Below are 19,277 nucleotides of genomic sequence, written 5' to 3'. Positions count from 1 at the left end.
TATCAAGCTATGTTTGACAGAGATAAGTGGCAAGAAATATTTAGTACCATTAGGAAAAACAAAACTCGTACGATCTTAACTGGTTTTTCGGTTGCAACCGGAATATTTATGTTGATTTTCCTTTTGGGGGCAGGAAGAGGCCTACGTAATGGTATGACTTCTGTATTTGCTCAAGATGCAACAAACAGTATGCAAATATTTGGTGGTAGAACTACCAAAGCATACAAAGGAACTCCAGAAGGCAAAAGGATTCAAATGGTAAATGATGATTTCCTGAATCTGAAAAAGTCAATTCAAAAGATAGATGCGATTTCGGCGATGTCATACATTCCAGGAGCTGAAACAATTTCCTATAAAAATAATTTCGGAAACTTTAATGTTTCGCCTGTTCATGATACTTACAAGGAAATTAAAAACTTTGACATCATTAAGGGAAGGTTTCTTAATCAAAAAGATCTGGATGAACACAGAAAAGTTGTAGCCATTCAGGATGAGGTAAAAAAAGTACTCTTCCCCAAAGAAACAGCTCTTAACAAATACATCAACATTAATAATATCAAGTTTAAAGTAATTGGTGTTTTTCATCAGTCAAGTTTCGATGACAACTCAAGAGAAATATACATTCCGATTACTGTAGCCCAAAAAATATTTAACAACAACGATCATATCCGTAGAATCTCTTTCACTTTAAATGATGTTTCGGTTGAGGAAAGCCAAAAGATCGAAAGGCAGATTACCTATAAAATGGCTGACAGACACAACTTCAGCAAGGAAGATAAAAATGCACTATGGATTCAGAATAATATTGAAAACTCTCAAACTTTCGCAGGTTTATTTAGTGCAATTGAAATGTTTGTTTGGATCATAGGAATATTCACCATTGTACTAGGCGTAATTGGTGTTTTCAATATCATGATGATTGTTGTTAGAGAGCGTACAAAAGAAATTGGTATTCGAAAAGCCATTGGCGCATCTCCAGGTTCAGTTGTTGGTTTAATCTTAATGGAGGCAATATTTATTACTGCTGCTTCGGGTTATATAGGACTAATTGCAGGGGTAGGATTATTGGAAGCTATCAATCAATTTGACATTATCGAAAAAGTGTATGCTCCAGCAGCAATATATTTCCTTGACCCACAAGTTGACCTTGGAATAGCAATAGGTGCAACAATTGTTTTGGTAATTACCGGTGCTTTGGCAGGATTTTTCCCAGCACGAAAAGCTGCAGCCATCAGACCGATTGAAGCTTTAAGAGACGAATAATACGAATTTATAAACGACATTAGAATGTTCGATCTAGATAAATGGCAGGAGATTACTGCCGCACTAAAAAAGAATAAACTTCGTACCATCCTAACTGGCTTAGGTGTGATGTTTGGTATTCTTATTTTGGTAACTCTTCTTGGAATAGGAAGAGGATTTCAAAATAACATTCAATCTTCTTTGGGAAACTTTGCAACCAATTCAACAGTGTTTTGGGTAGAAAGAACAACCAAAGCCTATAAGGGCTTACCCCGGAACAGATTTTACCAATTTACCAATGACGATTTGCTAGCACTCAAAAAAAATATTCCTGAATTGGAACATATCGCTCCTGACATTAATGGCTGGAGTGGTGGTGCAACTCACAATACATTTCGAAAAGAGAAAAAAGGAAACTTTAGAATTAAAGGGACATCTCCTGAAATGAACATGGTAAATCCTGTTGAAGTAGTTTCTGGAAGATTTATCAACGAAAATGATTTGAAGGAATTCCGAAAAGTAATTACCATTGGTCCTCGTGTTAAAGAACTCATGTTCGAAGAAGATGAGGATCCAATTGGACAATACCTAAAAGTGAACGGTATTTTTTTCAAAATCATCGGTGAAATTAAACCTTTAAGTAATAACATGGGGAATCGTGATGATATCATTCAATTGCCATACACTACCCTACAACAGCTTTACAATTACGGTGATAAATTCTATGTTTTTCTGGCAACAGCAAAGGTTGGTGAATCTGTAGCAGAATTAGAGGATAAAATATTTGAAATTTTAGCTCGCCGTCATTCGATACATCCTGAAGACAGACAAGCCATTGGGAATTTCAATATTGCCAAAATTTTCAATAAGATTTTTGGCTTATTTAATAGTATTGGATTCCTGTTTTGGGTCATTGGGTTTGGTGTTCTCATCACCGGAGTGATTGGGGTGAGTAATATTATGCACGTGGTTGTGAAAGAAAGAACCAAGGAGCTAGGAATTAAACGCGCAATTGGTGCAAAACCGGCATTGGTAGTTGGTCAAATCATTAACGAATCGGTATTCTTAACCACTTTTGCTGGATTTTGGGGACTAGTACTTGGAGTTGTTATTGTTGAATTAATTGGCAAAGCAACAGAAGGAAGCCCTAACCCACAAATTTTAAATCCCTACGTTGATATTAATGTAGCATTTATAGCACTCGGAGTTTTGGTGTTTTTTGGAGTTCTTGCTGGACTTTTACCAGCACAAAGAGCCATTAGAATTAAGCCCGTTGATGCTTTGAGATACGAATAAAAGTCATAAATCTGAAAATAATACAAGTCATGAAAAAAGTTCTAAGAATCTTAATGGTTGTAGGGTTAATCGTCCTTTTTGTAGGAACCATTTTTTTCCTTTATAAAAAGTCGCAAGACAAACCTGTAGTTTATAACACAAAATCTCCTGAGATTACTGACATTGTTAAAAAGACAATTGCAACAGGCTCCGTTGTGCCTAGAAAAGAAATTGAAATTAAGCCTCAAGGAGTTTCAGGTATTATCGAAACTCTATATGTTGAAGCTGGTGAAATGCTGAAAAAAGGTGATCCTATTGCTAAAATTAAGATCATTCCAGATATGATTAACTTGAATAGTGCCGAATCAAGAGTTAATGTTGCAAAGATTAACTTTGAAGATTCTGAGATCAATTACAATCGCGATAAAGCATTATACGACAAAAAAGTTATTTCAGAATCTGATTTCCAAAAAACACAGTTGGCTTTTCGTAATTCCAGAGAAGAATTGCAGGCTGCTAAAGATAACTTGCAATTGATTAAAGAAGGGGTTACCAAGAAATCGGCAACTGCAACTAACACAATTATACGCTCAACAATTGAAGGTATGATTTTGGATATTCCAATTAAAGAAGGTAATTCTGTAATTCAATCTAATACTTTCAATGATGGTACTACCGTAGCAATCGTAGCTGATATGGGTGAAATGATTTTCCAAGGTAAAGTTGATGAAACTGAAGTTGGAAAAATTAATCAAGGAATGAATCTTAAACTTACCATTGGTGCAATTGAGGATGTTAAATTCGATGCTAATCTTGAGTATATTTCTCCAAAAGGAGTTGAAGAAAATGGTGCGATTCAGTTTGAAATTAAAGCTTCGGTTAAACTAAACGACAAATATTTTATTAGATCAGGATATAGCGCAAATGCTGAAATCGTTTTGGATAAAAGAGAAAAAGTACTTGCTATAAACGAAAGTTTGTTGGAGTTTGAAAATGACTCAACTTTTGTTGAAGTAGAAACTTCTCCTCAAGAATTTGAAAGACGATTCATTAAAACCGGATTATCTGATGGAATCAATATTGAGGTTTTAGATGGTATTACCAAAGACGACAAACTTAAGGGTGAGAAGAAGAAAAAATCAGATATGATTAAAGAAAAGAAAAAAGAAGAAAAGAAAGATTAAGCAAGCTTTGTAAAGAGCTCAATATTGCTCATATTTATCATATCAAAATCGTTTTTATAATTGCCTAAACCGTAGTACGGATTATAAAACATTAAGCAAATGAAAAAATTATTATTACCGCTAATTGCGATTGCATTTATATTCTCTTCTGTAAATGCTCAAGAAAAATGGAGCTTGGAAAAATGCATCAACTATGCGAAAGAACACAATATTGATTTGCAGCTTCGAAAACTTGATGCTGAAGTTCAAGCTAACAATACAAAACAATCGAAGTTTGATCTATTGCCAAATTTAAATGGTAACACAGGGTATGACTTTAGCTATGGTCGCACCCTGACAGCAGATAACACTTATGGTGATATGAATACACAAAGTGGTTCTGTTGGATTATCAGCAAGTGTAACGCTATTCGAAGGCTTTCAAAAGTACAATTCAATAAAACAAAATGAGCTTGACTTAAAGGCCAGCCTTCAAGATGTAGAAAAAGCGAAAGAAGATTTGGCTTTAAACATTACATCATCGTACTTGAATATACTTTTCAATAAAGAACTGTTGCAAGTTGCTCAAGAAAAATTGAAAGTAACCAAGCTACAAATTAAAAGAACTGAAGCTTTGGTTGAAGCAGGAACGCTTCCAAAAGGAACTCTGATGGAACAAAGTGCACAAGCAGCTCGAGAAGAACTTGAAGTAGTTAATGCTTCAAATAATCTTGATTTGGCATTGCTTGATTTAGCACAATTACTAGATCTTGAAAATCCTACAGTATTCGACATTAGAATTCCTGAATTGCCAGTACTGAATGCAACTCGTTCTATGGTCGATCCTGAATCCGTATTCATTAATGCCTTGGAATTCAGACCTGAGATGAAAGCTGCAAGATACAGGTTGGAAAGTTCTGAAAAAGGACTTGTAATTGCAAAAGGCCAAAGAGCTCCATCGCTTTCTATGTCTGGATATTGGGGTTCAAGTTATTCTAAAGACTTTCAAGAAAGAGGACTTTTAAAAGATGAAAATGGAGATTTAATTTTAGATGATGAAAATAGACCTCAACCAATTATTATTCGTAATGAAATGAAACTTGGAGATCAGTTATCAAATCGTGAAAGAAAATCGTTTGGTTTCAATCTACGAATTCCTATTTTTAATGGAGGTATTGTTAACAGAAATATTGCCAATGCAAAAATTAATATCGATCGCTCTAAGTTGAATATGGAAAACAGAAAAAATGACTTGAGAAAAGAAATTCAACAGGCTCATGCAAATGCTAAAGCGGCAATGAACAAATATTTTTCAAGCGAAACAGCTGTTTCCTCAACCGAAGAAGCATTCCGCTATACCGAAGAAAAATTTAACTTAGGCTTGGTAAACTCCGTTGATTACAACCAGGAAAAAAACAACCTGTTTCAAGCCAAATCAAACTTGCTTCAAGCAAAATACGAATACATTTTCAGAACAAAGATTCTTGACTTTTACAATGGCATTGAGATAAAATTATAATCAAGTTTACACATAACAACTCGAAACTCCCAGCTGATTTATTAGTCGGGAGTTTTCTTTTTAAAAACGGTACAATTTAAAATTAAATTAATGCTATCCTAATATCAATAAGTTTGTTAGCAATAAATATTAGGTAATTTTATTTAAGCAATTGTAATTAGTTTCCCATTTTATCCTTTATTTTGCAGTGATTTAAAAAAATAGAACATGGCATTACTTTTAAATATCGAAACATCAACAGCAATTTGCTCTGTTGCATTAGGAAAAGACGGGAACTTATTGGCTTTAAAAGAAAACAAAGAAGGCATGAAACATGCAAGCCATCTTACTGTTTTCATCGAAAATATATTAAAAGAAAACAATTTAAGCACGGCTGATTTAGATGGTGTAGCAATTAGCATGGGACCTGGTTCATATACTGGTTTGCGAATTGGTGTATCAACAGCCAAAGGCATTTGCTACGGAGCAGGAATTCCTTTAATAGCAGTTAGCACATTACAATCAATGACAAAAGCCTTGCAAAACAGTTCTGATTTATCATCTGTGGTTAAGAATCCGGAAAAAGCTTTGTTTTGCCCTATGATTGACGCCAGAAGAATGGAGGTTTATACAGCATTCTACAACGCAAAAGCTGAATTGGTAAAAGATATTTCTGCTGATATTATTGATGAAAACTCATTTGCAAATGAACTTTCGGAGCAAGAGATTATTTTCTTTGGTGATGGTTCAGGAAAATGTAAAAATGTTATTGCAAATGAAAATGGCATCTTTCTTGATGATGTAAATGCAACCGCTGTTGGAATGATTGAATTGGCAGAGGATAAATTCAACAAAAACGAATTGGAAGATGTTGCTTATTTTGAACCTTTTTATTTGAAAGATTTTGTAGCAACAACGCCTAAAAAGAATATCTTTAAGTAAGAACAAAGACAATGCGTATGCTGAGATTTATACTATTTTTAATTTCCTTATTTGCACTATCAACAAGTGCATATTCTAATACTCCTGCAACATTAGCTGACAAAGGGGAACATTTAAAATATGTAATCCATTATGGCATTGTAAGAGGTGGAAAAGCCAGCTTAAAACTTAAATTCGATAAAATTGATGGCAAAGAAGTATATCATGCTGCTTTAACGGGACGTACTGTTGGTTTATTCAATACCCTTTACCGGGTTAAGGATACCTACGAGAGCTATTTCGATAAAGAAACATTGCTTCCGATAAAAGCTATTCGGGATATCAAAGAAGGAAGTTATAAACGATATAACGAGGTTACCTTTGACCGAGAAAAAAATCAAATTAATAGTCAACGATCGGGAATTAAAGATGTTCCCGTAGGGATTCATGATATCCTTTCAGCATTTTATTTTGCTAGGGCGTATCATTTTAATTCAGATTTAAAAATTGGTCAAATAATTAAAATCCAAACTTATTTCGCAGATGAAGAGTTTCTGCTGCAATTTAGATTTATGGGATACGAAAATATAAATAGCAAAATTGGAAATGTAAAGTGTTACAAGTTTATTCCCATTGTTCAAACCGGACGTGCTTTTAAGGATGAAGATGATATGAAAATCTGGATTTCCGCAGATGCCAACAAAATTCCGGTGCGAGTCCAGTTCGATTTATTTTTAGGATCTCTTCGTTGCGATCTGATAAATTTTTCAAATTTTTCAACAAGTTCGCTTCGTGAAAATTAAAATTCTTTATTTCTCACAGCTATCTACATCAAACAAAAACACTTAATATTTTAGATTATTAATTGTTTCAATTACTTTTGCAAAAATTAATGAGGTGGAAAGCTCATTATAAATTGAAAACGATTATAAAATTAAATTCATTATATCATGGCAAGTACTGCAGATTTTAAGAATGGAATGTGTATCCATTATAAGGATGATTTATATACAATTATTCAATTTCAACACGTTAAACCAGGAAAAGGTCCAGCTTTCGTAAGAACTAAGCTTAAAAACGTTAAAACTGGCAAAATTATCGATAACACATTTAACTCTGGAGTTAAAGTTGATGTTGCAAGAATTGAAAGACGTCCACATACGTTTCTTTACAAAGATGACATGGGTTACAACCTGATGCACACAGAAACTTATGAACAAATTGCACTTGAAGAATCTTTATTTAATGCTCCTGATTTATTAAAAGACGGAGATCCTGTTGAGGTGGTAGTACACGCTGATACTGAAACTCCACTTTATGCAGAACTACCTGCGCACGTAACTATGGAAGTTACTTATACAGAACCAGGACTTAGAGGCGATACATCATCAACCAACTCATTAAAACCATCTACCATTGAAACTGGAGCAACCATTATGGTTCCTTTGTTCATCAATACTGGTGATATTATTAAAGTTGACACTCGTGATCACAGCTATGTTGAGCGCGTAAAAGCTTAATATCTGTAATCTTATCATATAAAAAGGATTCTTAATGGAATCCTTTTTTTATTCCATTCCATCGAATTGTCTGTAGTACCATTATTTACTACATTAGTGGTAACCTTATCTTTAAAACCCCACTATAGTGATTAAGCAACGAAGCGTAAACAGTAAGTTTAAGTTAGATCTGATACTGAAAATCACACAAGCAATTAACGAAAACTTGTCGGTTGATGATTTACTAAAACAATACAAAGACATTCTTTTTAATGAGCTTAAAATAGGTAAAATTGTTGTTTTTAAATTTAATTCTGCCTGGGAGAAATTGCTCATTTTGGGCGTTAACAACGATACTATTGATACAATCAAAATCGAAACAGACTTGGCAAGACATGATGAAATTACCTATATTTCAACTGACTTTCCTGAACATCTTAGCATATTTGATTTCTTAATTCCAGTATTTCATAAAAAATCAGTTCTTGCCTATATTCTTATTGGCGATATAGATGAAGAAATGGAAGGAATGAGTCCGGCCATTAAGCACCTGACTTTTATACAAACCATTTCGAATATTATAATTGTAGCCATGGAGAACAAGCGAATGCACAAGCAATTGATCGCTCAGGAGGCTATTAAAAAAGAAATGGAAGTTGCATCTAAAATTCAGAACCTACTAATTCCGAATCAAAACTCGTTGCCGCAAAACAGGTATGTTGCATCTCAAGGTTATTACCAACCTCATTTCGAAATTGGTGGCGATTATTACGATTTTATCAATTTTAATGATCAGGAATTGGGATTTTGTATTGGCGATGTTTCCGGAAAAGGAATTCCTGCAGCCTTAATCATGTCAAATTTCCAGGCTACCCTAAGAGCTCTTTTTAACCCGGATACTCCGTTGGACGACTTGATGAATAAATTAAATCAAAAGGTTTGTGAAAGCTCTAGCGATGAAAAATTCTTAACCCTTTTCATAGGTATATACAACTATGCTACTCGAAAACTTCGATATGTAAATGCAAGTCATCATCCTCCAATTTTGTATAATTACAAAACCGAAGAGACTACACAATTAAGAAAAGGTTGTATTGGTTTGGGAATGCTTGATGAAATTCCAAAGGTATCGGTAGGAGAAGTTACCATTAAAGATCATTCAAAATTACTTTGCTTTACAGATGGATTAGTTGAATTAGAGGTAGGTGATAAAATGGAGATAGGTATGAAATTGATAAGCAACTTATTCTCAAACAATAAAAACCTGAGAGATACATTTCTTGATTTGACCAGACACATAGATCTTGGCAAAAAAAATAAAGCTGTAGTAGATGATATTTCCTTGTTTGGAATAGAGTTTAAAGCATAAAAAAAGGATCGGCTGGCCGATCCTTTTTTGTATATTTTCAATTCAAATCATTGAATCTGGAAATCCTTAGTCACGGGATCAGATGTTTTTCCTGAAGCATCGGTTAATGTAACTGTTAATTTGTACATTCCTTTTTTTGCAACAGTATTCTCTCCAAAACGAGTCGAAACTGGAAAGCTTACACTTGCTGTTTTCTTCCCATCAATACTTGGCAATTTATTTCCATCAGCATCTGTTAAGTCCGAATTTGAATCAAAAGAGAAATCTTGATAAGTTTTTACAGTCATACCAATTGCATTTTCAAATGCTATTTGTACTCTGTATGATTTAAGTTCCATATCATCGCTTGCTGAAAATGATACAGTATAATTATCGCCTGCGTTTACAGTTGCTGCACTTGAAATGCTTCCTGTTGGTTTTTTCTCATCCACAGGATCATCACTTCCACCGCCGCCACAACTCATCATTCCTGCAGAGAACAATACCATTAAGGCATACTTTAATAGTTTCATAAATTTCAATTTTTTGGTTATGATTTGGTTTTTGATTTTTACTTTATCCTCTAAAAATAAAGCAATACCATCAAATTAACAAGCCACAACTAAGAAATAATTCTTTTTCCCCTTCTGAACAAGAAAATATTTATCCGCAATAAGGTGTTCTTTTGTTACTATTAACTCTGCATTCTGAACCTTTTCCTTGTTAATACTAATTGCATTTCCTTTGAACAATCTTCTTAATTCTCCTTTTGATGGAAATACTTCAGCCTTAACTGCCAAAAGTTCCAAAACATCAACTCCTGCTTCGAATTCTAATTTATCAACATTAAATTGAGGAACTCCTTCAAAAACTGACAAGAAAGTATCCTCATCCAGTTTTTTTAATACATCAGCTGTTGCTTTACCAAACAAAATTTGAGAAGCTTCAACTGCCGTATTGTAATCCTCTTCAGAGTGAATCATAATGGTTACCTCTTTAGCTAAACGTTGCTGAAGTTTACGCAAGTGTGGTGCTTCATTATGCTCTTCAACCAAAGCAGCAATCTCATCTCTTGGAATCAAAGTAAAAATCTTGATATATTTCTCTGCATCTTCATCCGAAGTATTTAACCAAAATTGGTAAAATTTATATGGAGAAGTACGTTTAGGATCTAACCAAATATTTCCTGATTCAGTTTTACCAAATTTACCTCCATCAGCTTTAGTAATCAACGGACAGGTAATGGCCCATGCCGTTCCTCCTTCTTTTCTTCTAATTAATTCGGTACCAGTAGTGATGTTTCCCCACTGATCCGATCCACCCATTTGTAATTTACAATTCTTGGAACGGTACAACTCCAAAAAGTCTGTTCCTTGAACCAACTGGTAAGTAAACTCAGTAAAAGACATTCCTACTTTTGATTCAGAACTTAATCTCTTTTTTACTGAATCTTTACTCATCATGTAATTTACAGTGATGTGCTTTCCAATATCACGAATAAAATCAAGGAATGAAAAATCTTTCATCCAATCATAATTGTTCACCATTTCAGCAGCGTTCTCAGCATCTGAATCGAAATCCATAAACTTAGACAACTGCGCTCTTAAACACTCCTGATTGTGACGAAGAGTTTCTTCATCCAACAAGTTTCTTTCCTGAGATTTTCCCGAAGGATCACCAATCATACCTGTGGCACCACCAACCAATACAATTGGTTTATGTCCTGCCACCTGAAAGTGCTTCAACATCATTACACCAACCAAGTGACCAATGTGAAGAGAATCTGCAGTTGGGTCAATTCCCACATATGCTGATGTCAATTCTTTTTGAAGTTGTTCTTCTATTCCTGGCATCATATCGTGAATCATGCCACGCCACTGTAGTTCCTCAATAAAATTCATGTTTTCTATTTTTTTCCTTACTTGGATATATTTATCCTATTTTTTTAATCGAACGACAAAGATAAGAATTTTACCGTTTCTTTTCCCCTATTAAATTGGTTCTTAAGCTAACATTGAAATCAAGCTTATAATAATTCCTGTAAAAAATAAAATATTATAGATAAAGGAAACAAACACAAACTTAAAAAAGGTCTTTACCCAAGATTGTTTGTAATAGAATTTCATGGTCAAAAACAATTGAATTGGAATTAATAAGTAAAGATATATGGCCAATGAATTCAGAAACTCCACATTCAACATCAGTAATAATTCACTAATAATAACAAGTACAAAGATGTAAGCATGAAAGTTGAGAGAAATCAACAAATGTTCCAGCATGTAGTGTTTCCTCCTGATATACAAGAAAGCCAAAGACAATGCAAAAAGAGGCAGAATTACCAATAGCGTTTGTGATAATTTCTTGAATGCATTATCCATCATCAGAGAAGGATTTAACTTCCACATTTCAATTAATTTCTTCACCTTACTGTTTTCTATCAGGCTGTTCACATTTTTCTCAGCTCCTTTCAAAGAATCTTTGGCAACATTCTTCTTGCCAATATTAATTGTTACGATCCCACTCTTTTCATCGACCTTTGCCAAGGAGTCTACTTTCAGACTATCTACATCATACTCCTCCTCCTTTACCATTTCTTCCAAGAAAGACACCATATCCAATTTCTTACCATCATCAGTTTCAATGGCTAACTCTTTGGCTGCTGCACTTTCTGGTTTGTGATTATAGGCGAGCAACAAAAAAGCAAAAAAGGTTAAAAACAGGTACAAACGAAAAGGTGGTGTATACCTGGCTCTTCTCCCTCGCATAAACTCTCGGGTCAAATAACCCGGCTTTAAAAACAGAGGCACCAAAGTATGTATTAGCCTATTATCTACAGATAGTGCATCGCCAACAGATTCGGACACAACAGTCCAAAACGGACGTTGAAAACTCTTAGTTGACTGACCGCAATTCGAGCAAAATTTCCCATTTACAGGGAACTCACAATTGGGACAAAATCCTTCGAAATGCTGAACTCTTCTTTTAGGTAATTTCCTTATATACTTCTTAATTCTTTGCTTCATTACACTTTAACAGGTAGTTGTTTTTGGACCTCTTCTTTTATTTTTTCAGTGGTATCTCCTATATCGGAGCCAAATATATCAAATAAGGTTTCGGATATTTGGACCATTGGCTGATAGAACAAACTATCTTCCTTTTTCTCCTTCGAAATGAAATCGAATTTCTGATCTAAAAAATTCACAAAATATACCAATATACTTATTATGAGAATCCCTTTTATCAATCCAAACACAACTCCCAACAATCGATTTACCATACCTAGAGCCACGGCCTCAATTAAGGAATTCAACATCTTACCCAAAACATTTAATACAATCACTATTATTAAAAATGTAGCAATAAAAGCAATAATTCCCATGTAATTTGAATGGTAATCAAATCGATTTTCAATAAATTCTGCAGTAAAATCTGAAAAATGAATGGCGCCGTAAATTCCTAAAATTAAAGCTAGTAAAGTTGCAACTTCAATAATTAGCCCTTTAGTAAATCCTTTATATATGGCGTAAATTAAAGGCAAACCAATAAGGATATCAAGTATGTTCATAATGGGTTAGTTATAATTATCAATAGACGATCAAAGATAAGAAAAACCAACATAATGGCCTTAATTTAGAATGAACTAAGACAATATACCTGTTAAAATTATTTATATTTAAGACAGCAAAAACACTAAAAAATGGCATTTATCAACTCTCTTGTCAGCTGGTTAAATACCAAAAGACTTTCGCAGATAGATTTTTTTAAGGAGCATCCTATTGAAATCCAGAAAGAAACTCTTATCCATTTACTGAACCAGGCATCTGGTACAGAATGGGGACGAAAGTACGACTTTAAGTCGATGCAATCACTGCAAGACTTTAAGAATAGACTTCCTATATTAACCTACGAAGACATTGAAAAACAAATTGAACACCTTAGAAATGGTGAACAAAACATTTTTTGGCCTTCAGAAATCAAATGGTTTGCAAAATCATCGGGTACTACCAATTCAAAAAGCAAATTTATACCTGTTAGTAAAGAAGCACTTGAAGATTGCCATTTTAGGGGAGGCAAAGATATTTTAGCCATTTATACATCGCTTTATCCTGATACTGGAATTCTTTACGGAAAAGGATTAACTCTGGGAGGTAGTCATCAAATCAATAACATCAACAATGATTCTTATTATGGAGATTTGTCTGCCATCTTGATTCAAAATTTACCTTTCTGGGCTGATTTCATTCGTACTCCTGATACGTCAATCGTATTGCTGGATGAATGGGAGGAAAAATTGCATAAAATGACTGAGGCAACACTTAACGAAAATGTCACCAGTCTTTCTGGCGTTCCGTCATGGTTCTTGGTTCTACTGAAACATATTCTAAAAGTATCAGGCAAAAATCACATCCATGAAATTTGGCCAAATTTGGAGCTTTTCGTGCATGGTGGTGTAAGTTTTACACCTTACCGTGAGCAGTTTCAAGAGATATTACCTTCATCTCAGATGAATTACTTGGAGACATACAATGCTTCGGAAGGTTTTTTTGGGATTCAGGATAATCTGGATGATGAAGCCATGTTACTAATGCTTGATTATGGAATTTATTATGAATTTATTCCACTGGAAAATGTGAATGATGAACATCCTATAGCCATAAGCCTTGAGGATGTTGAATTGCATAAAAATTATGCAATGCTTATTACAACCAATGGAGGACTTTGGAGGTATCAAATTGGCGATACCATTCATTTTACTTCAAAAACGCCATTTAAGTTTAAAATTTCAGGAAGGACAAAACTATATATCAATGCTTTTGGTGAGGAGTTAATTATTGATAATGCCGAAAAAGCAATGCAAATAGCTTGTACTAAAACCAATTCGGTGATTAAGGAATATACTGCAGCTCCGGTTTTCATGGATAAAAACCAGCAAGGAACACACCAGTGGTTGATCGAATTCGAGCAAGCGCCACAAAACATTGATGAATTTAATTACATACTGGACAATGCATTAATGAGTCTGAATTCGGATTACGAAGCCAAACGATACAAAAACATTACACTCGAAAAGCCAATTGTAAGCATTGCCAAGAAAGGATTATTTTACAACTGGTTAAAATCGAAAGGAAAACTTGGTGGGCAAAATAAAGTTCCTCGTTTATCCAATAATCGAACATTAATTGAAGAATTGCTTAAAGACAACCAATAGCATATGCAGGTTTTACTCATCTGGTTTTTATCTGTCCTTAACTTATATCAACCTACAAAAATTAACACTACATGTGATTTCTTCGAAATTGATCACATGGAAAATGTATATGTGGTAAATGGGTCACAATTATCAAAGTACAATTCCGAGGGAAAACTAGTTTGTAATTTTTCTGATTCTTCATTCGGAAGCATCAGTTCTATTGATGTCTCAGATCCTTTGAGAATTTTATTGTTTTATCGAGATTTCAACCAGATTATTTATCTGAACAATAAATTATCAAACATTGGCAATGAAATCGATTTATATGATTTTTCGGATAACGAAACTGAATTTGTATGCAATTCTCAAATAGGTGGTTTTTGGATGTACAATTCAATAGAAAAGCAAGCCTTTCACATAACCAACAATGGCGAAATAGCTGCTCAATCGATTTTGTTGGGATCCTTTTTTGATGAAGCTGAAATCACTAAAATGTTTGAACACAATAGTTATTTGTATCTACTCTACGAAAACAAAGGCATTTTGCAGTTGGATCAAAATGGTCAATTTGTTCGAAAACTATCTTTTCAAGATATTCAAGACTTCCAGCTAATAGGAAACCACATTTATTATCAGAACAAAACTGGTATCCATATATATCATACTTTAAATCAATCCGATCAATTAATTCATACAAAAGAAGATTCTTCTAAGGCAATAATCAGATGCAATAAGGATAGAATTTTCATTTCTAATGAAAATTCTATATCAATTAAAATCATAAGTTTCTGATTAAAAACCAAGTACATTTATTCTAATTAATAAGGAATTGATATCCAAAAAAATATTACTAATTTTAGTTGCATTTTTCCACTAATAATTAAACATAAACATGCACATTGCTGTAGCGGGAAACATTGGTGCCGGAAAAACAACTCTGGCTGGATTATTAGCAAAACATTACGGCTGGGAAGCTCATTTCGAAGATGTGGACGACAATCCATATTTAAATGACTTTTACGATAATATGAATCGTTGGTCGTTCGCCTTGCAAATCCATTTTTTAAATAGCAGATTCAATCAGGTTTTAGCTTTACGCGAATCTGGGAAAGATATCATACAGGATAGAACAATATATGAGGATGCATACATATTTGCTCCAAACCTTGAATCAATGAATTTGATGCCTAAAAGAGATTTTGACAATTACTTGTCTCTCTTCAATATTATGAGTTCTTTAATTCAACCACCTGATTTATTGATCTATCTAAGAGCTTCTATTTCTACACTAGTAGAACACATTCAGGCCAGAGGTCGTGATTATGAAGAAACCATTCGATTGGATTACTTAAAGAGATTGAATGAAAGATATGAAGCCTGGATCAATGGTTATAAAAACGGGAAACTTTTAATCATTGATGTTGATGATATTGACTTTCTAAATAACCCCAAAGATTTGAGCTCTGTAATCACTAAAATAGATGCTCAACTTCATGGACTTTTTTAATTGTAACAGATAATTATAATACAATGCATATAGCCGTAGCTGGTAACATCGGATCAGGAAAAACTACTTTAACAGAATTATTAGCTAAACATTACAAATGGGAAGCTCATTATGAAGATGTGGATGAAAATCCTTACCTGAATGATTTTTACGACGACATGCAACGTTGGTCATTCAATTTGCAGATCTATTTCCTAAAAAGCCGCTTTAACCAGATTATGGAAATCCGTAATTCGGGAAAAAATGTGGTACAGGATCGTACCATTTTCGAGGACGCCAAAATATTTGCTCCTAACCTATTCGATATGGGTTTAATGTCGGAACGCGACTTTAAAAACTATTGTAACCTGTTTCAACTAATGAGTTCAATGGTTCAGGCACCCGATTTATTAATATACTTGCGTTCTTCGGTGCCTACGCTGGTTAATCAAATTCAAAAAAGAGGTCGCGATTACGAAGAAACTATCCGCTTGGATTATTTGAAGAACTTGAATAACAGATATGAAAACTGGATTTCCAACTACAAAAATGGAAATTTGCTAATTGTGGATGCTGACAACATCGATTTCCTTGAAAATCCAGCTGATTTAAACAGTATTGTGGATAAAGTTGAAGCAAAGATTCATGGACTATTTTAAAACCTGTAGAAGAAACCTATTGATAATTCGGGGAGTGATATTTTATCGAATCCTAAATAATATTGATAATTCTCTCCATTTTCATCCTTCGCTATAACCGAATCAGGAAAGTTAGGGATATATGTATACCTCAGATTCATATCAAAGCTCCATGTATCAGATATGTGATATAAAAATCCAATATTTGGAGCCAAACCAACTTTATTTTCAGTAATAGTTCGCTTATCGTTGCTTGACCCTAAGGAAGAAGCTGTATAATCTATTTCATTCCGATAATAGAAATATCCAAAAGCAAGGGAGGCATAAGGCTTAAAATCTCTGTCCCAAGCATCACAATAGTATGATGCTCGTAGCAATGCTGAACCAATATTATAGCTTACATCATAACTTCCCAAATGGCTTCCATCCCAGAATTTATCTTGTCCTAGCAGACTAAAAGACAATTCTGCACCAACACTTAATTTCTTGTTCAGCATTTTTCTCCCAGTCAAACGAAAGTTTGGACCTCCATTTGCCTGATCTCCAAAATCACCTAAAGGCAATTGATAACCCATTGATCCACCAATAAAATAGTTTTGATCTTTGTAGTACTGAGAATAAGATTCAAAAGAAAAACTCAGAACTAAAAACAAGAATAAATATCGCTTGATCATCTTCACTTCATTAATTTGATGGAACTAAATTATAAAAAAACCGGAAACTCAAATTAGCCTCCGGTTTCAATATTTTATTGTGTGTTCTATTCGATCACTTTTAGTTCTTTACCAATCTTGATAAATGCTTCCAAAGCTTTATCCAAGTGCTCTTTTTCGTGTGCAGCCGAAAGCTGAATACGAATACGAGCTTGTCCTTTTGGTACAACTGGATAATAGAATCCGATTACATAAATTCCTTCATCCAACAATTTAGCAGCAAATTGCTGAGAAAGTACTGCATCGTATAACATCAAAGCGTTAATTGCAGAATCGGATGGCTTCACATCGAAACCAGCCTTTAATAATCCTTCGCGGAAATATTGAGCATTCCAGATTACTTTATCTCTCAACTCAGTTGATTCGCTCAACATATCGAATACTGCGATAGAAGCACCAACAATTACCGGAGACAATGAGTTTGAGAACAAATAAGGACGTGAACGTTGACGCAACATATCGATAATTTCAGCCTTACCAGTAGTAAATCCACCTAATGCTCCACCTAATGCTTTTCCTAATGTAGAAGTAATGATATCTACACGATCCATACATTTGTGGTATTCGTGAGTTCCACGGCCAGTATCACCAATAAAACCTGATGCATGACTATCATCAACCATTACCAATGCATTGTATTTGTCAGCCAAATCGCAAATTTCATTCAATTTAGCGATATCACCATCCATTGAGAAAACACCATCTGTTACGATGATACGGTAACGCTGAGCTTGAGAAACTTTTAATTGTTCTTCCAAGTCGGCCATATCAGCATGCTTGTAACGGTAACGAGCCGCTTTACACAAACGAACTCCATCAATAATAGAAGCGTGATTTAACTCATCTGAAATAATTGCATCATCCTTTGAAAACAATGGCTCAAAAACACCACCATTAGCATCAAAAGCAGCTGCATATAAAATGGTATCTTCCATACCGAAGAATTTAGCAATCTTTTGCTCTAATTCTTTGTGAATATCTGTAGTTCCACAGATAAAACGAACCGAAGACATTCCATAACCATGAGAATCTAAAGCTTTTTTAGCTCCTTCCATTACACGTGGATGTGATGATAATCCAAGGTAATTATTCGCACAGAAATTTAATACTGTCTCTCCAGTGTTCACCTTAATTTCTGCTCCTTGAGGAGTTGTAATGATTCTCTCGTTTTTGTACAAACCTGCATCTTTAATGCCTTGTATCTCTTCTGCAAGATAGTCTTTGAATTTTCCGTACATGTATGTGTTGTTTTAGATATTTGAATTATCGTTTGAAAATTACTATCCAAAATTACAATAAAATTCGTCTCTGAAAGCAGGGAAATTCTGTTTTTTATATGCCTTTTTCAACATACGGAAGTAATCTTTACTGTATTTCTTAAATTTTTACTACAATCTTACTTTTCCACCCTTCACTCCCCATCAATATTGATAAACAATTAGATAGGAACAAATCCTGTTTATTCCACAGAATGCAGGGAGAAAAAAAATGAATCTTTTTTGAAAAAATATTGAAATAGCTGTTGCATTATTGAGGAAAACCTGTTAGTTTTGCATCGCAATTTTCCTCAAGAAACACAGTTCAAACGTGAGATGTAGAGGAAAATTAGGAGTTATACTCCTCCTTAGCTCAGCTGGTTAGAGCACCTGACTGTTAATCAGGGGGTCCTAGGTTCAAGTCCTAGAGGGGGAGCAAAATACCTTTCTTAATGGGTTTAAAATATATTAGGAGTTATACACTCCTCCTTAGCTCAGCTGGTTAGAGCACCTGACTGTTAATCAGGGGGTCCTAGGTTCAAGTCCTAGAGGGGGAGCAAAAGAAAAAGCCATCCAATTTGGATGGTTTTTTTCGTTTTATGAATTTAGAATTATTACTAAATTCAATGCATGTTTTGCATCTACATACTATACTCTACTTCTTCTGACAAATACTATATTGGTTATACTAACGATATTACCAGAAGGATGTTCATGCACAATAATCCTATTGACAACAAGTACACTTCTAAGCATATACCTTGGGAACTTAAAAAATGGTTTGAAGTAGGACTCAACAAAACTATTGCCTTAAAAATGGAGCGTAAAATCAAAAACATGAAAAGCCGTAAATTCATTGAAAAACTATTAATTCCAAACGAAGGCGAGAAAATATTTAAAGATCTTTTACAAAAGATCGATCCTGACTTTTAATCAGTCCCGAGGCTTCGGGATAGTTTCAAGTCCTAGAGGGGGAGCAAAAGAAAAGCCATCCAATTTGGGTGGCTTTTTTCATATCCCTCCTTTCCAATTCAAAAAATCTTCTATT

General features: G+C 34.2%; 19 protein-coding genes and 2 tRNA genes. 15 read left to right on the top strand and 6 right to left on the bottom strand.

Annotated features, from left to right (window positions below; all coding sequences use genetic code 11):
* Positions 1-9 precede the first annotated feature (9 nt).
* The 8 genes from JCM15579_RS03225 (at position 10) to JCM15579_RS03190 (ending at position 8,966) form a co-directional block, all read left to right on the top strand.
* Positions 10-1,263: an ABC transporter permease gene (locus JCM15579_RS03225; protein ID WP_054715642.1), complete on the top strand. Its 1,254-nt coding sequence runs from the start codon at positions 10-12 to the stop codon at positions 1,261-1,263.
* A 24-nt stretch (positions 1,264-1,287) separates the two neighbouring features.
* Positions 1,288-2,538, top strand: a complete 1,251-nt coding sequence (locus JCM15579_RS03220; RefSeq protein ID WP_054715637.1) for an ABC transporter permease — start codon at positions 1,288-1,290, stop codon at positions 2,536-2,538.
* A 29-nt stretch (positions 2,539-2,567) separates the two neighbouring features.
* Positions 2,568-3,701 (top strand): efflux RND transporter periplasmic adaptor subunit, encoded by a 1,134-nt coding sequence (locus JCM15579_RS03215; RefSeq protein ID WP_054715635.1) that lies wholly within the window; start codon positions 2,568-2,570, stop codon positions 3,699-3,701.
* A gap of 99 nt (positions 3,702-3,800) precedes the next feature.
* Entirely contained in the window at positions 3,801-5,198 is a 1,398-nt protein-coding gene (locus JCM15579_RS03210; protein WP_054715634.1) for a TolC family protein, read from the top strand.
* Between the two features lie 207 nt (positions 5,199-5,405).
* A complete protein-coding gene (gene tsaB, locus JCM15579_RS03205) occupies positions 5,406-6,119 on the top strand; it encodes a tRNA (adenosine(37)-N6)-threonylcarbamoyltransferase complex dimerization subunit type 1 TsaB (RefSeq protein WP_054715628.1) in 714 nt (237 codons plus the stop codon).
* 17 nt (positions 6,120-6,136) lie between these two features.
* On the top strand, positions 6,137-6,901 hold the full coding sequence (locus JCM15579_RS03200) for a DUF3108 domain-containing protein (RefSeq protein ID WP_172677351.1): 765 nt from the start codon (positions 6,137-6,139) through the stop codon (positions 6,899-6,901).
* A 147-nt stretch (positions 6,902-7,048) separates the two neighbouring features.
* A complete protein-coding gene (gene efp, locus JCM15579_RS03195; RefSeq protein ID WP_054715621.1) occupies positions 7,049-7,618 on the top strand; it encodes an elongation factor P in 570 nt (189 codons plus the stop codon).
* A 127-nt stretch (positions 7,619-7,745) separates the two neighbouring features.
* Entirely contained in the window at positions 7,746-8,966 is a 1,221-nt protein-coding gene (locus JCM15579_RS03190) for a GAF domain-containing SpoIIE family protein phosphatase (protein WP_054715618.1), read from the top strand.
* Between the two features lie 47 nt (positions 8,967-9,013).
* On the opposite strand, the gene JCM15579_RS03185 is transcribed toward JCM15579_RS03190, so the two are convergent.
* The 4 genes from JCM15579_RS03185 to JCM15579_RS03170 all read right to left on the bottom strand — a co-directional run bounded on the left by JCM15579_RS03185 (position 9,014) and on the right by JCM15579_RS03170 (position 12,510).
* The gene (locus JCM15579_RS03185) at positions 9,014-9,478 is read right to left on the bottom strand and encodes a DUF4625 domain-containing protein (RefSeq protein ID WP_054715615.1); all 465 of its coding nucleotides are present in this window, start codon (positions 9,476-9,478) and stop codon (positions 9,014-9,016) included.
* Between the two features lie 75 nt (positions 9,479-9,553).
* The gene (tyrS, locus tag JCM15579_RS03180; protein ID WP_054715612.1) at positions 9,554-10,846 is read right to left on the bottom strand and encodes a tyrosine--tRNA ligase; all 1,293 of its coding nucleotides are present in this window, start codon (positions 10,844-10,846) and stop codon (positions 9,554-9,556) included.
* Positions 10,847-10,948: 102 nt separating this feature from the next.
* Positions 10,949-11,968 (bottom strand): DUF3667 domain-containing protein, encoded by a 1,020-nt coding sequence (locus JCM15579_RS03175; protein WP_054715609.1) that lies wholly within the window; start codon positions 11,966-11,968, stop codon positions 10,949-10,951.
* On the bottom strand, positions 11,968-12,510 hold the full coding sequence (locus JCM15579_RS03170) for a CvpA family protein (RefSeq protein ID WP_054715606.1): 543 nt from the start codon (positions 12,508-12,510) through the stop codon (positions 11,968-11,970). The genes JCM15579_RS03175 and JCM15579_RS03170 overlap by 1 nt, the downstream gene beginning before the upstream one ends.
* Positions 12,511-12,642: 132 nt before the next feature.
* On the opposite strand from JCM15579_RS03170, the gene JCM15579_RS03165 reads away from it, so the two are divergent.
* From JCM15579_RS03165 to JCM15579_RS03150, 4 genes are all read left to right on the top strand, one after another.
* Complete coding sequence (locus tag JCM15579_RS03165) at positions 12,643-14,154, top strand: GH3 auxin-responsive promoter family protein (protein ID WP_054715603.1); 1,512 nt, start codon at positions 12,643-12,645, stop codon at positions 14,152-14,154.
* A gap of 96 nt (positions 14,155-14,250) precedes the next feature.
* Positions 14,251-14,928, top strand: coding sequence for a hypothetical protein (locus tag JCM15579_RS03160; RefSeq protein WP_054715600.1), 678 nt, complete (start codon positions 14,251-14,253; stop codon positions 14,926-14,928).
* A 100-nt stretch (positions 14,929-15,028) separates the two neighbouring features.
* Complete coding sequence (locus JCM15579_RS03155) at positions 15,029-15,643, top strand: deoxynucleoside kinase (RefSeq protein WP_054715597.1); 615 nt, start codon at positions 15,029-15,031, stop codon at positions 15,641-15,643.
* 23 nt (positions 15,644-15,666) lie between these two features.
* A complete protein-coding gene (locus JCM15579_RS03150; protein WP_054715594.1) occupies positions 15,667-16,281 on the top strand; it encodes a deoxynucleoside kinase in 615 nt (204 codons plus the stop codon).
* On the opposite strand, the gene JCM15579_RS03145 is transcribed toward JCM15579_RS03150, so the two are convergent.
* Together JCM15579_RS03145 and kbl are read right to left on the bottom strand one after the other, a co-directional pair.
* On the bottom strand, positions 16,278-16,934 hold the full coding sequence (locus tag JCM15579_RS03145; RefSeq protein ID WP_054715592.1) for an outer membrane beta-barrel protein: 657 nt from the start codon (positions 16,932-16,934) through the stop codon (positions 16,278-16,280). The two genes, JCM15579_RS03150 and JCM15579_RS03145, sit on opposite strands and share 4 nt — an antisense overlap.
* A gap of 86 nt (positions 16,935-17,020) precedes the next feature.
* Entirely contained in the window at positions 17,021-18,211 is a 1,191-nt protein-coding gene (gene kbl / locus JCM15579_RS03140) for a glycine C-acetyltransferase (RefSeq protein WP_054715589.1), read from the bottom strand.
* Between the two features lie 380 nt (positions 18,212-18,591).
* On the opposite strand from kbl, the gene JCM15579_RS03135 reads away from it, so the two are divergent.
* From JCM15579_RS03135 to JCM15579_RS03125, 3 genes are all read left to right on the top strand, one after another.
* A tRNA-Asn gene (locus JCM15579_RS03135) sits at positions 18,592-18,665 on the top strand.
* Positions 18,666-18,712: 47 nt separating this feature from the next.
* A tRNA-Asn gene (locus JCM15579_RS03130) sits at positions 18,713-18,786 on the top strand.
* 73 nt (positions 18,787-18,859) lie between these two features.
* A complete protein-coding gene (locus JCM15579_RS03125) occupies positions 18,860-19,162 on the top strand; it encodes a GIY-YIG nuclease family protein (RefSeq protein WP_054715586.1) in 303 nt (100 codons plus the stop codon).
* Positions 19,163-19,277 lie beyond the last annotated feature (115 nt).

Origin of the sequence: Marinifilum fragile JCM 15579 (assembly GCF_001310955.1) — a bacterium.
GTDB lineage: Bacteria > Bacteroidota > Bacteroidia > Bacteroidales > Marinifilaceae > Marinifilum > Marinifilum fragile.
This window is presented reverse-complemented; position numbering and strand designations above follow the sequence as displayed.

Bases quoted from the DNA above. Each gene is read 5' to 3' on its own strand.
- JCM15579_RS03160 (WP_054715600.1), top strand. From the start codon at position 14,251: ATGGAAAATGTATATGTGGTAAATGGGTCACAATTATCAAAGTACAAT.
- kbl (WP_054715589.1), bottom strand. From the start codon at position 18,211: ATGTACGGAAAATTCAAAGACTATCTTGCAGAAGAGATACAAGGCATT.
- JCM15579_RS03150 (WP_054715594.1), top strand. From the start codon at position 15,667: ATGCATATAGCCGTAGCTGGTAACATCGGATCAGGAAAAACTACTTTA.
- efp (WP_054715621.1), top strand. From the start codon at position 7,049: ATGGCAAGTACTGCAGATTTTAAGAATGGAATGTGTATCCATTATAAG.
- JCM15579_RS03170 (WP_054715606.1), bottom strand. From the start codon at position 12,510: ATGAACATACTTGATATCCTTATTGGTTTGCCTTTAATTTACGCCATA.
- JCM15579_RS03175 (WP_054715609.1), bottom strand. From the start codon at position 11,968: ATGAAGCAAAGAATTAAGAAGTATATAAGGAAATTACCTAAAAGAAGA.
- JCM15579_RS03155 (WP_054715597.1), top strand. From the start codon at position 15,029: ATGCACATTGCTGTAGCGGGAAACATTGGTGCCGGAAAAACAACTCTG.
- JCM15579_RS03200 (WP_172677351.1), top strand. From the start codon at position 6,137: ATGCTGAGATTTATACTATTTTTAATTTCCTTATTTGCACTATCAACA.
- JCM15579_RS03145 (WP_054715592.1), bottom strand. From the start codon at position 16,934: ATGATCAAGCGATATTTATTCTTGTTTTTAGTTCTGAGTTTTTCTTTT.
- tyrS (WP_054715612.1), bottom strand. From the start codon at position 10,846: ATGAATTTTATTGAGGAACTACAGTGGCGTGGCATGATTCACGATATG.
- tsaB (WP_054715628.1), top strand. From the start codon at position 5,406: ATGGCATTACTTTTAAATATCGAAACATCAACAGCAATTTGCTCTGTT.
- JCM15579_RS03210 (WP_054715634.1), top strand. From the start codon at position 3,801: ATGAAAAAATTATTATTACCGCTAATTGCGATTGCATTTATATTCTCT.
- JCM15579_RS03220 (WP_054715637.1), top strand. From the start codon at position 1,288: ATGTTCGATCTAGATAAATGGCAGGAGATTACTGCCGCACTAAAAAAG.
- JCM15579_RS03225 (WP_054715642.1), top strand. From the start codon at position 10: ATGTTTGACAGAGATAAGTGGCAAGAAATATTTAGTACCATTAGGAAA.
- JCM15579_RS03185 (WP_054715615.1), bottom strand. From the start codon at position 9,478: ATGAAACTATTAAAGTATGCCTTAATGGTATTGTTCTCTGCAGGAATG.
- JCM15579_RS03165 (WP_054715603.1), top strand. From the start codon at position 12,643: ATGGCATTTATCAACTCTCTTGTCAGCTGGTTAAATACCAAAAGACTT.
- JCM15579_RS03215 (WP_054715635.1), top strand. From the start codon at position 2,568: ATGAAAAAAGTTCTAAGAATCTTAATGGTTGTAGGGTTAATCGTCCTT.
- JCM15579_RS03125 (WP_054715586.1), top strand. From the start codon at position 18,860: ATGTTTTGCATCTACATACTATACTCTACTTCTTCTGACAAATACTAT.